Genomic DNA, 11157 nt, shown 5'->3' with positions numbered 1-11157 from the left:
CCAACCGGTGCGTCGGCATCCTGCATGGCTGCCTCAAAACCCGCACGCACTACGACGAGGCGACCGCCTGGTCGCATCGTGTCGAGAAGGCTGCTGCTTGACATTCAAGCTCCTGGGATGTCTTTCGCGAGGTGGGGCGGTTCATCGTCGATTTGGCCGTGCCGCCCATGTCGATCTTGCGCCGCTCACCCCAAGAGCACTCATGCGGGGGGCAATGCCGCTCGGTCTACACACCGTTGTCGCTGCTCCTGGGCCTGCAAACCGTGGGCCGACCCACACGGCAACGCACACAGTTACTCGATCATGAAACAGGCCGTTTCCCCTGGTAGAATCGACTCCGTCCACCACTTCTTATGTGGATCGTGTGCGGGCAGCGCAGTCAGCTGTGGTGGGACCTGCCGCTGCGGGACAGCTTCGCGTTGCTGCGGTCGATCTACCGGGTTTCCCTGGCGGATCACCGGAAGCGGCTCGACGAGTGCGTCGACCTGCTCGACATGGCGCCGTTCCTGGACACCCCGGTGCGCCAGCTGTCGCTGGGGCAGCGGATGCGCGGCGAGGTCACCGCGGCGCTGCTGCACGCGCCGGAGCTGCTGGTGCTCGACGAGCCGACGATCGGGCTCGACCTGCACTCCAAGGAGCGGCTGCGGGAGTTCCTGGCCGGCCTCAACCAGAAGGGCACGACGCTCCTGCTGACCACGCACGACCTGGACGACATCGAACGGCTGTGCCCGCGGCTGATGGTGATCGACCACGGCACGGTGCTCGCCGACGGCCCGCTCGCCGAGCTGCGCGCGGAGGTCACGCCGGAACGCGTGCTGGTCATCGATCTGCGCGAACCACTCAACCTCCCGGAGCTGCCAGGCGTCACAGAGGTGCGCAGCGAGGCGGGAGGGCTGCGCCACCACCTCACGTTCCGGCGTGCCGACACCACCGCGGCCGCGCTGATCACCGAGGTGGTGCGGCACGTCGAGGTCCACGACCTCGCCGTGGTCGAACCGGTGATCGACGACGTGATCCGCCGTTTGTACGCACGCAAGTCGGTAGAGTCGGTGGAAACATTCGGGCAAAGGAGACATTGATGCGCGTAGCTCGTCCACTGGTAGCACTGGCCATGGCGCTCGGGGTGGCCGGTGGGGTGACCGGCTGCGACGCCCTCAACGAAGCGTCCGACAAGGCCAACCAGGTCAGCCAGGGCATCGACAAGGCGAAGGCCTGCGCCGACGCCGTCGGGCTGCTGGCGTGGACCCCGGACATGAGTGACCCGCAGAAGGCGCTCGAGGACACCAAGGCCAAGGCCGAGGAGCTGGAGAAGCTCGCCGCGCAGTCGCCCGACCAGCAGGTGAAGACCGCGCTGGAAGAGGCCGCGAAGGGCATGGGCAACGTCAGCTCGGCCGCGGACTGGGTGCAGCAGAAGGCTGATCTCGTCGCGAAAGTCAGCCAAGCCTGCGCAGGCTGACACCTGTTGCTGACCTCCGGTGGCGTCCTAGTCTTGGACCCACCGGAGGTGACGTAATGCACGCAACAGTTGGCGACAGGCTGCACGTCCACAGTCGGACTGTGGGCATCGAGGAACGCCTGGGCGAGATCCTCGAGGTTCGCGGCTCCGACGGCGCGCCGCCCTATCTCGTCCGCTTCTCCGACGGACACGAAGGACTGGTGTTCCCCGGTCCCGACTGCATCGTCGAACCGCGCGCGGCCGATTAGGGCCGCAGCACCGTCGCGATCAGCTCCTCAGCCAGCTGAGGAGTCGCTGCCGCCACCCCTGACCAGCGTCGGCTGAGGTCCGGTTCGAAGTCGAACGGACGGCCGTTGAGGTCCACGAGCACACCACCGGCGGCGGGCACCGTCACGATCGCGGTCGCGAGGTCCATGATGCGGTGGGTGTCCGAGCCGACGTCGGCGAAGGCGTCCACCGTTCCCTCGGCGACGAGCATCGTCTCGAGGCAGGTCGTGCACAGGACGCGAATCCGGTCCGCGCGGCTCGCCACGCGCGCCCACGCTTCCTCCGTGCCCCGCTTGGGACGCATCAAGCACACCGCGGCGCCGTCGAGCGTCGTGCGCCCGGTCGTGCGGAACGGTGTCGGCTCACCGGTGCGGGCCCACCACGCGCGGCCGGTGTCGAACCACGTCGTGAGCGCTTCGGTCGGCTTGCCGTCCTCGACGACCGCGCCGGCGAAGCACGACAGCGGGACGCCGAACGCGGCGTTCGCGGAGCCGTCGACGGGGTCGATCACGAGCGTGAGCGCGGAGCCGTTGTCGACGAAGCCCGCTTCTTCCGACAGCAGGTTCACCTTGTTGCGGTGGATGGAGTCGAGGATCGCGTCCTCGACGATCCGGTCCACGCGCATGGTCGGCGTGCCGTCCGCGCCGTCGGCCACTTCCTCGCGCAGCTCCAGACGCGTGTGGAGCTGACGGGCGCGCCCGTACGCCGCTGACGCCGCACGGGCGGCGTCAGCGAGCGCGGGGTGCACGCCTGCCGGGAGCTCCGGGTCTGGAACTGGCCAGTTGATCCGCACGGATCAGATCAGGCCCAGGCCCTTGACCGCGTCGCGCTCCTCGGCCAGCTCGGCCACGGAGGCGTCGATGCGGGCACGGGAGAACTCGTCGATCTCGAGGCCCTGGATGATCTGGTACTCACCGTTCTCGACCTTGACCGGGAACGACGAGATGAGGCCTTCGGGCACGCCGTAGGAGCCGTCCGACGGCACCGCCATCGAGGTCCACTCGGTGCCGTTGACCCAGTCGTAGATGTGGTCGATCGCCGCGTTGGCGGCCGACGCGGCCGACGAAGCGCCGCGGGCCTCGATGATCGCCGCACCGCGCTTCGCGACGGTCGGGATGAAGTCGTTCTCCAGCCACGCCTGGTCGTTCACGGCCGCGGCGGCGGTCTGGCCACCGACCTCGGCGTGGAACAGGTCCGGGTACTGCGTGGCGGAGTGGTTGCCCCAGATCGTCATGTTCTTGATCTCGGACACCGGCACGCCCAGCTTCTTCGACAGCTGCGACAGGGCGCGGTTGTGGTCGAGGCGGGTCATCGCGGTGAAGCGGCCGGCCGGGACGTCCGGCGCGTGCTGCTGCGCGATGAGCGCGTTGGTGTTGGCCGGGTTGCCGACGACCAGCACGCGCACGTCGTCCGCGGCACCGGCGTTGATGGCCTGGCCCTGCGGCTTGAAGATGCCGCCGTTGGCCTCGAGCAGGTCGCCGCGCTCCATGCCCTTCGTGCGCGGGCGGGCGCCGACGAGCAGCGCGACGTTCACGCCGTCGAACGCGGTCTTGGCGTCGTCGGTGATGTCGATGCCGGACAGGAGCGGGAACGCGCAGTCGTCGAGCTCCATCGCCGTGCCCTCGGCGGCCTTGAGCGCGGGCGTGATCTCCAGCAGACGCAGGCGGACCGGGACATCGGGGCCGAGCAGGTGGCCGGAGGCGATGCGGAACAGCAGTGCGTAGCCGATCTGGCCGGCCGCACCGGTGACGGTGACGTTCACGGGCGTGCGGGTCATGAGCCTTCCCGAATCCTCGTTGACCTGGGTCGGGCGGGTCGCCCGGCAACCCGCACGTTACCAACAGGTGGACGGTGCCAGAGTGTGACCGTGGACATCATCGACGAGGACTACTCCGATGCCGTGCTGCCAGGGGAGAAGTGGGAGCAGCGGTCCTTCGTGAACTGCGATTTCACGGACGCCGACCTGCGCGAGCTCGTCACGTCCAACTGCACCTTCACCGAGTGCGACTTCACGCGCGCCGACCTGGGCGAGTCGTCGCACACCGCCACCGCGTTCCGGTCGTGCAAGTTCGTGGAGACCACGCTGGGTGGGACCTCGTTCTCGTCGTGCAGCCTGATGGGGTCGATGTTCGTCGACTGCCGGCTGCGGCCGATCTCCTTCGTCGAGACGGACTTCACGCTCGCGAGCTTCGTGCGGGCTCCGCTGCAGAAGCTGTCGTTGCGGGGGCAGCGGTTGCGCGAGACCAACCTGGAGCACGCCGATCTGAGCGGGACCGATCTGCGGGAGGCCGACCTCGGTGGGGCGCGGCTGCTCGGGGCCAAGCTGGCCGGGGCTGATCTGCGCGGGGCGCGGTTGGACGCCAACGCTTTGCGGCAGGCCCAGTTGGGTGGGGCTCGGGTGGATCTCGAGACGGCTGTCGCGTTCGCCGCCGCCTACGGGCTCGTGGTCGAGTAGGAAACTGCCGCGGGCTCGTTGGGCCTGTGCACGGCTCTGGCTGTGCACAGCTCGGGCCTGTGGATAGTTCGGGCCTGCAACCCCGAACCTGTGGACAACTCCCGCCGGCGGCCCGAAATTGTCGGTGTCGCGTGGAAAAATGAAATCAGGGGTCCCCCTGGCGGGGACCCCTGCTTCACGTTGCGGCTGAGCTCGTTGCGGCTGGGCTTGTCGTGCGGCTACTGCTTGGGCATCGAGTGGACGTCGGCCGTGATCTCGACCAGCGCGCCGTCGGCGACCATGTCCTCCAGCGACTTGGGGAACAGGTAGGCCGTGCCGCCACCGGGCTGCTCGAACCACGGCACCGCGACACCCGTCAGCACCTCGACGGGCCTGCGCAGCCGGTACACGCGGTACGGCCGCTTGACCCACGACGGCACGAGCGACCGCTCGGGGAACGGCGTGCCCGCCACGTAGGCGAGGTTGCCGGTCGGGTCGCCGTACCGGTCGACCTCGGTGCCCGCGGGCAGCTCGAACATCTGCTTGTGGCGGAACAACGTCAGCGGCGGCTCACCGTTCATCGGCGAGATCGGCCACGACCGCTTGGCGGGCTGCTCCTCCTGCCGCACGGGCGGTGGCACGGCGAGCGGAGGTGCGGCAGGCGGCGCGACGGGCGCCACCGGCTCGGGCGGGCGCGGCGGCAGGACCGGGCGGCGCGGCTCCTCGCGGAAGCCGTTGGTCGCCGGCGGTTGCGGACGCGGGGGCGGCGGCCTCGGCACGTTGCGGAAGTTGCCGAGGACGAGCTTGCCGATGAGGTACGCGGACGCGTCCTCGACCCGTTCGAACCGCTGCGCGTGCTTCGGGCCGTGGTCGAACCAGGCGACCTGCCACGCGTCGCCGTCCAGCTGCACGTGCCACGTCCGGTCCGACGGCTCGCCGCCGATCCGGTACGCGCCCTGCGGGACCGCGAGGTCGTCGAGCGCGCGGCGCGTGCCGACGATCTTGGTCTCCTCCTCGGAGGAGACCTGGCGGGGTTCGGGCTCCGGCTCGGGTTCCGGTTCGGGCTGCTGCTCGACGACCGCGTCGAACTCTGTCGTGTGGTCGCGCAGGTCCGCGGCCACGTCGAAGTGCCCGGTGGTGGGGATCAGCTCCGGCTCGGCGAGGTCCGGCTCGTCGGCTTCGACGACCGGGTGCTCCTCGGTGAGCTCGGCGGCGGTCTCCGGCTCCGGCTCGTCGAGCACCGGGCTCCAGGCCATCGTGTCCTGGATGGCGTCCTGCTGAGCGGTGTCGTCCGACAGGTCGGGCGACCACGCCGCGGTGTCCTGCACCGCGTCCGGCCGCGGCCGTTCCTCGGTCTGCTCGGGCGACCAGGCCATCGTGTCCTGGACGGGATCCGGCAGCGGGCGTTCCTCGGTCAGGTCAGGGGACCAGGCCATGGTGTCCTGCACCGGGTCTGGCTGCGGGCGTTCCTCGACCTCGTCCGGGGACCACGCCATCGTCTCCTGGACGACGTCCTGCTCGGCGGTGTCGTGCTCCTGGTCGGGAGACCACGCCATGGTCTCCTGCACGGCTTCCACACGCGGACGCTCGTCCGCGTGCGGCGCGAACAGGTCCATGCCGTCCATGTAGGTCTCGCGCAGGCGCCGGTCGTCCACCTGATCGGGGACGCCGTCCTCGTCGAAAGTCACCCGATAAGGCGGTCCTTGGGGTTCGTCGACGGCGGGCAGGTTGGCGGTGTCCTCGACCGGCCCGACCACGACGGTCCGGTCGGTGAGCTCCTCGGGTTCCTGCGCGGGTTCGACGAGGTCCTCCACCGTCTCGGTGAGCTCGTCGGGCGAGGTGTCCTCGGCGACGTCGTCCTGCGGCTCGGGCTCGACCTCGACGGGTTCGAACAGCTGCGTCGCGCCGGCCTCGGCAGGCTGCTCGTCGGGCTCGTCGGCTTCGGCGGCCGGGAGCACGGCGACGGGCAGCTGGGTGCCGGGAGGCGCGGCCGGGGCACCGAGGTTGGCCGCGGCGGCGAGCCTCGCGTCCTCCGGCACCTCGGGCAGTTCGAAGTCGGCCGATCTGACTCGTTCGACCAGCTCGGCCTCCGGCGGAACGCCGTAGGCGCGCAGGTAGTAGCTGACCGCGGCGGGCCAGATCCAGTGGCCGTCGGTCTGGAAACCGGCGGGCACGACCTGCGGTGCGTCGGCGGCGAGCACGTCCGCGTCGAAGCCGCGGCCGCTGACCGCGACCGGCGCGTCGTCCAGGTAGTCGAGCAGCTGCTGCAGCTCGTGCTCCGGCACCGGCGGGCGGTTGACCGACGGGCGGCCGTTCGGTCCGGCGCCGTCGAACACGCGGGCGGTGCGGAACCCGCGCTGCGGCGGTGCCTGCTGGGGCGGCGGAGGCGGCGGCTGCTGCGGAGGCGGTGGCCCCAGCCTGCGGCGCAGCCAGTCCGGCACGTTCTCCTCGACGCGCGGGAAGAAGCGCATCTCGTCGACGTACGCCTGCTGCGGCGGGGGCGTCTGCCACTTGGGCTCGGCCCGGTCGAAGTCCAGGTTGTAGCTGGACGGGTGGTCGAGCTGGTAGCGGGCGTTGCTCCAGCTGCCGCGACCCTCGCGGTGCATGCCCGCGCGCAAGCGGGCGAACAGCGCGGCGACGTCCTGCGGCGGCGCCCAGCCGTGCACCGAGCCGTCCGCGAGCTTCAGCTCCGCGGCCAACTCGAAGTACCTGCCGGTTGCGCGGTACTCGGCGACGACCTGACGCCAGTCCTCCGGGGCGGCGCGCATCAGGGTCAGGCCGATCTGCTTCACCAGAGCGTCTTGCTCTGTCGGGTTCAACGGCTTCGGCTCGGACACGCTGACATCTTCTCTCGCAACTCCCCGGATCGCACACGGCCACCGCTACGCCGAACGGCCGAACCATCCGGGTGACCTTGACCTTAGCTCGGTTCTGCCGTAACGAAAAAGCCGATCATGACCGTCTCGACAGGATTTGTCGGTGCTGTCCGGCACAGTGTCGACATGCTCGTCGCGACCCCTGGACTGCGCCCCCTCTTCGCGTGGGCGCTGCTCGGCCGCCTGCACCAGGCGGCGACACCGGTCGCGTTGTCGTTCCTCGTCGCCGGCTGGACGGGGTCGTACGCGGTCGCCGGAGCGGTCGGCGCCGGGCTCACGATCGGGCTCGGGATCGCCGGACCGCTGCGCGGGCGCGCGGCCGACCGGGCCCCGGCGGCGCGGCTGCTCGTCGCAACGGCCCTGTCGTACGGACTGGGCATCGGCGTGCTCGGATTGCTGCCGTCGGTGCTGCCGGGTGCGTACTGGCCGTTAGCCGTGGTGGTCGCCGTCCTGGTGGGCCTGGCGATGCCTCCGGTCGCGCAGATCGCGCGGGCGGCGTGGCCCCGGCTCACCTCGGGGCAGGCGTTGCAGCGCGTGTTCACCCTCGAGGCGTCGTGGCAGGAGCTGCTGTACGTGGTGGGCCCGACGATCGCGGCGTTCACGGTGGCGTTCTTCTCACCGCGCTCGGCGACGTGGCTGTGCGGCGTGCTGGCGGTGGCCGGTGCGCTGGGGTTCGCGGTCGCGGTGCGCCGGGCCGGTGTCGACACACCGCTGCCCCGGGCCGCGGGCGGCGGGCATCTCCTGCGCGACGGGCCGTTGTTGTCGGGCTTGACCGTGTCGATGGCGCTGGTGGCGGCCATCGTGTCGGTCGACCTGGTGCTGATCGCGTGGGCGCGCGACGGCGGCCGGCCCGCGCTGGCCGGTGTGCTCGCGGGCGTGTGGAGCGGCGCGGCGCTGCTGGGCGGCCTGGTCGTGGCGCGCTGGACGGGTCCGCCGCGCTTCCCGCTGCGGATCCTGCTGACCGCGCTCGGGCTGGCCGCGCTGGCGCCCGCGTTCCACCAGTCGTCGCCGTGGCTGGTCGCCGCGGTCCTGGCCGTCGGCGGCGTGGTGATCGCGCCGACGATCGCGGCGAACAACTCGCTGATCGCGTCACTCGCCCCCGCGGGCCGGCAGGCGGAGGCGTTCGGCTGGATGTCGACCGCGCAGACCCTGGGCAGCGCGGTCGCGCTCCCGGTGGCCGGCTGGCTGCTCGACCACGTCGGCGCGTGGGCCGCGACGGCTCTCGCGGCTCTGATCGCCCTGCTGGCGGCCGGCCTGGCGCTGCGGGTGCGCCGGTGAAGGCGCTCGGCTGCTTCCTCGCCGCGCTCGGTGGTGTCGCGGTCGCCGTGCAGGGGCGGCTCATCGGTGAGCTCGGCCGCGTCCTGCAGGACGGCTTCCTCGCCGCGCTGATCTCGTTCGTCGGCGGCCTGCTGCTCCTCCTGCTGGCTGTGCCGACGACCCGACCGGGTCGCCGCGGCATCGCCAAGTTGTACGCAGCGTTGCGAAACCCGTCTGTCCACATCGCCCGATCGGGAGGAACTCGAGGTGAGGCCCCGTTCGTTCCCGCAAAGGGAAGGAACGCGGGGGGAACGCGGCGGCTGCGCTGGTGGCAGTGCATCGGCGGTACGTGCGGTGCGTTCCTGGTGGCCTCGCAGGGACTGACGGTCGCGACCATCGGTGTCGCCGTGTTCACCGTGGCCGTGGTGACCGGGCAGCTCGTGAGCAGCCTCCTCGTCGACCGCGCCGGACTCGGCCCCGGCGTGCCGAAGCCGCTGACCGGCCCGCGCGTCGCGGGCGCGCTGATCGCGGTGGTCGCCGTGATGATCGCGGTGTCGCACGAGTTCGACCAGCCGAGCAGGCTGTGGTTCGCCGTGCTGCCGCTCATCGCCGGTGGGCTGCTCGGCTGGCAGCAGGCGGTCAACGGCCTGGTGCGCGAGGCGTCGGGCAACGCGGGCGTGACGACGCTGCTCAACTTCACCACCGGCACCCTCGCACTGCTCGTGGTGTCGAGCGTCGACGTCACCGCGCGCGGCCTGCCGGACGCGCTGCCCCGCGAGTGGTGGCTGTACCTCGGCGGCGCACTGGGGATCGCCGGCGTGGGCGGCGCGATCTGGTCCGTGCGGTTCATCGGGGTGCTGATGGTCGGCCTGTGCTCGGTGTGCGGACAGCTCGCCGGTGCCGTCGCGCTCGACGCGGTCCGGGGCCAGCTGGCGACCTCGACGCTCGTGGGCGGGGCGCTCACCCTGGTGTCGGTCGTCGTCGCCGTGCTCCCGAGTGGGAGGATGCGGAGGTGACTGCGACGCTTCTGAACGGTCGGGAAACCCGCGACGCGCTCTTCGGAGACCTGCGCGAGCGAGTCGCCGCGCTCGCCGCCCGTGGGGTGCAGGTGGGGCTGGCGACCGTGCTGGTCGGTGACGATCCCGGCTCGCACTCGTACGTGAAGGGCAAGCACGCGGCGTGCGCGAAGGTCGGGATCAACTCGATCCGCCGCGACCTGCCGGAGGAGACCACGCAGGCCGAGCTCGAGGCCGTCATCGACGACCTCAACGCGGACCCGGCGGTCACCGCGTACATCGTGCAGCTGCCGCTGCCCAAGCACCTCGACTCGAACGCGATCCTCGAGCGCATCGACCCCGCCAAGGACGGCGACGGCCTGCACCCGGTGAACCTGGGCCGCCTCGTGCTCGGCAAGGAAGCGCCGCTGCCCGCGACGCCGCGCGGCATCCTCGAGCTGCTGCGCCGCTACGACGTGCCGATCGCTGGCGCGAACGTCACCGTCGTCGGCCGCGGCGTGACCGTCGGACGGCCGATCGGTCTGCTGCTGACCCGCCGTTCCGAGAACGCGACGGTGACCCTGTGCCACACCGGCACCAAGGACCTCGCGGCCGAGGTGCGGCGCGCGGACATCGTTATCGCGGGCGCTGGCAGCCCCGGCCTGATCACCGCGGACATGGTGAAGCCGGGTGCGGCGGTCGTCGACGTCGGCATCACGCGCACCGAGAACGGACTGGTCGGCGACGTCGACCCCGGCGTCGCGGAGGTCGCCGGGCACCTGGCGCCGATCCCCGGCGGCTCGGGCCCGATGACGATCGCCATGCTGCTGACCAACACCGTCGAAGCCGCCGAGCGTCGCGATGCGACGGCCTGACGACACCGAGGCGGCGGCACTGATGTCCGAGCAGCGCTGGCGCTCCGCCGCGGGGAAGCACCTCCCGTTCGCGCTCGTGCTCGGCGTGACGCTGCTCGGCCTGCTGCGGATCGTCATGTACTACTGGCGCGAGGGCGCGGTGCTCATCGGCATCGCGCTGCTGCTCGCCGCGCTGCTGCGCATGCTCGTGACGGACGAGCAGGCCGGCCTGATCGCGATCCGCAGCCGGGCCGTCGACGCGTTGCTCTACTCCGCGTTCGGCATCACGGTGATCATCGTGGCGATCACCATCACCGGTGGGCCGCTGACCCGCTAGCACGCCAACGAAAAGGCCCCTTGCGATCGAGTCGCGAGGGGCCTTTGTCGCGAGCGGTCAGAACCGGTCGACCATCGCGGCGACCAGCGCATCCTGGTCCACAGTGGACAGAACGTCGGGCAGCGTCAGGCGCTCCACGATCAGCTGGCTCATCGCGAGGTACAGCAGCACGACCGTGGTCCGGTCCCCCGGCAGCCCGGCCTCGACGTGGAACCCGATGTTGAAGTCGAGGTTGTCGGAGATCGTCTTGGTCAGCGCAGTCCGCAGCGACGGCCGTCTGGTCGCCTCCAGCCGCAGCTCCATCATCGCCAGGTACGAGGCCCGGTCGGCGTCCGCGCGAGCCACGATGTCGTGCATGAACCGCTCGACGAGGCGCTTGTCCCTCGGCAGCGCGAGGGACTCCTCGATCGACTCCTCCGACGGCATCAGCCGCTCGTGGATCTTCACCGAGATCTGGTGCAGCAGGTCGTCCCGGTTGGGGAAGTAGTTGGACGCCGTGCCCGCGGGCACCCCGGCCTCGGTGTCGACGGCGCGATAGGTCAACCCGCGCGCGCCTTCGCGCGCGAGCACCTCGACCGCCGCGTCGAGCAGCAGGCCGCGTCGCTCCGGATTTCGCCGCATCGCAAAACCTCCTTGACCACTACGGCCAGAGTACTATGCTCGTAGTGGTTACAGCGAGAG

General features: G+C 71.0%; 12 protein-coding genes. 8 read left to right on the top strand and 4 right to left on the bottom strand.

What is annotated here, in order from left to right; genetic code table 11:
- Positions 1–362 precede the first annotated feature (362 nt).
- Genes FKR81_RS40675 through FKR81_RS40665 form a run of 3 tightly spaced genes read left to right on the top strand, consistent with a single transcriptional unit; the run spans position 363 to position 1704 of the window.
- Entirely contained in the window at positions 363–1079 is a 717-nt protein-coding gene (locus tag FKR81_RS40675) for an ATP-binding cassette domain-containing protein (protein ID WP_235922205.1), read from the top strand.
- Positions 1079–1456, top strand: a complete 378-nt coding sequence (locus FKR81_RS40670; protein WP_146360550.1) for a bacteriophage spanin2 family protein — start codon at positions 1079–1081, stop codon at positions 1454–1456. Before FKR81_RS40675 ends, FKR81_RS40670 begins: the two co-directional genes overlap by 1 nt.
- Before the next feature lie 56 nt (positions 1457–1512).
- The gene (locus tag FKR81_RS40665) at positions 1513–1704 is read left to right on the top strand and encodes a DUF1918 domain-containing protein (RefSeq protein ID WP_146360548.1); all 192 of its coding nucleotides are present in this window, start codon (positions 1513–1515) and stop codon (positions 1702–1704) included.
- On the opposite strand, the gene FKR81_RS40660 is transcribed toward FKR81_RS40665, so the two are convergent.
- Both FKR81_RS40660 and FKR81_RS40655 read right to left on the bottom strand, forming a co-directional pair.
- The gene (locus FKR81_RS40660) at positions 1701–2516 is read right to left on the bottom strand and encodes an inositol monophosphatase family protein (RefSeq protein ID WP_146360546.1); all 816 of its coding nucleotides are present in this window, start codon (positions 2514–2516) and stop codon (positions 1701–1703) included. The genes FKR81_RS40665 and FKR81_RS40660 overlap by 4 nt on opposite strands.
- Positions 2517–2519: 3 nt before the next feature.
- The gene (locus FKR81_RS40655; protein WP_146360544.1) at positions 2520–3500 is read right to left on the bottom strand and encodes a malate dehydrogenase; all 981 of its coding nucleotides are present in this window, start codon (positions 3498–3500) and stop codon (positions 2520–2522) included.
- 90 nt (positions 3501–3590) lie between these two features.
- Here FKR81_RS40655 and FKR81_RS40650 point away from each other — a divergent pair, with 90 nt between their 5' ends.
- Positions 3591–4178: a pentapeptide repeat-containing protein gene (locus FKR81_RS40650; protein ID WP_146360557.1), complete on the top strand. Its 588-nt coding sequence runs from the start codon at positions 3591–3593 to the stop codon at positions 4176–4178.
- 218 nt (positions 4179–4396) lie between these two features.
- Here the strand turns inward: FKR81_RS40650 and FKR81_RS40645 are convergent, their stop codons facing one another.
- On the bottom strand, positions 4397–6994 hold the full coding sequence (locus tag FKR81_RS40645; RefSeq protein WP_146360542.1) for a TNT domain-containing protein: 2598 nt from the start codon (positions 6992–6994) through the stop codon (positions 4397–4399).
- Positions 6995–7159: 165 nt separating this feature from the next.
- On the opposite strand from FKR81_RS40645, the gene FKR81_RS40640 reads away from it, so the two are divergent.
- The 4 genes from FKR81_RS40640 to FKR81_RS40625 are packed head-to-tail and all read left to right on the top strand — an operon-like array spanning position 7160 to position 10476.
- Complete coding sequence (locus FKR81_RS40640) at positions 7160–8311, top strand: MFS transporter (protein WP_186763471.1); 1152 nt, start codon at positions 7160–7162, stop codon at positions 8309–8311.
- Positions 8308–9306, top strand: a complete 999-nt coding sequence (locus tag FKR81_RS40635; RefSeq protein ID WP_146360538.1) for a DMT family transporter — start codon at positions 8308–8310, stop codon at positions 9304–9306. The genes FKR81_RS40640 and FKR81_RS40635 overlap by 4 nt, the downstream gene beginning before the upstream one ends.
- Complete coding sequence (locus FKR81_RS40630) at positions 9303–10160, top strand: bifunctional methylenetetrahydrofolate dehydrogenase/methenyltetrahydrofolate cyclohydrolase (RefSeq protein WP_146360536.1); 858 nt, start codon at positions 9303–9305, stop codon at positions 10158–10160. The genes FKR81_RS40635 and FKR81_RS40630 overlap by 4 nt, the downstream gene beginning before the upstream one ends.
- A gap of 22 nt (positions 10161–10182) precedes the next feature.
- Positions 10183–10476, top strand: coding sequence for a DUF3017 domain-containing protein (locus FKR81_RS40625; RefSeq protein ID WP_146360555.1), 294 nt, complete (start codon positions 10183–10185; stop codon positions 10474–10476).
- Positions 10477–10533: 57 nt separating this feature from the next.
- Here FKR81_RS40625 and FKR81_RS40620 read toward each other — a convergent pair whose 3' ends face one another.
- Positions 10534–11097, bottom strand: a complete 564-nt coding sequence (locus tag FKR81_RS40620; protein WP_146360534.1) for a TetR/AcrR family transcriptional regulator — start codon at positions 11095–11097, stop codon at positions 10534–10536.
- Positions 11098–11157: the final 60 nt, after the last annotated feature.

The sequence above is a fragment of the Lentzea tibetensis genome, assembly GCF_007845675.1.
Classification (GTDB): Bacteria; Actinomycetota; Actinomycetes; order Mycobacteriales; family Pseudonocardiaceae; genus Lentzea; species Lentzea tibetensis.
The sequence above is the reverse complement of the archived record's forward strand: the minus strand, read 5'-3'. Positions and strand labels throughout refer to the sequence as shown.

Coding starts and splice junctions, on each gene's coding strand:
- FKR81_RS40670 (WP_146360550.1), top strand. CDS start 1,079: ATGCGCGTAGCTCGTCCACTGGTAGCACTGGCCATGGCGCTCGGGGTG.
- FKR81_RS40665 (WP_146360548.1), top strand. CDS start 1,513: ATGCACGCAACAGTTGGCGACAGGCTGCACGTCCACAGTCGGACTGTG.
- FKR81_RS40655 (WP_146360544.1), bottom strand. CDS start 3,500: ATGACCCGCACGCCCGTGAACGTCACCGTCACCGGTGCGGCCGGCCAG.
- FKR81_RS40640 (WP_186763471.1), top strand. CDS start 7,160: ATGCTCGTCGCGACCCCTGGACTGCGCCCCCTCTTCGCGTGGGCGCTG.
- FKR81_RS40625 (WP_146360555.1), top strand. CDS start 10,183: ATGTCCGAGCAGCGCTGGCGCTCCGCCGCGGGGAAGCACCTCCCGTTC.
- FKR81_RS40620 (WP_146360534.1), bottom strand. CDS start 11,097: ATGCGGCGAAATCCGGAGCGACGCGGCCTGCTGCTCGACGCGGCGGTC.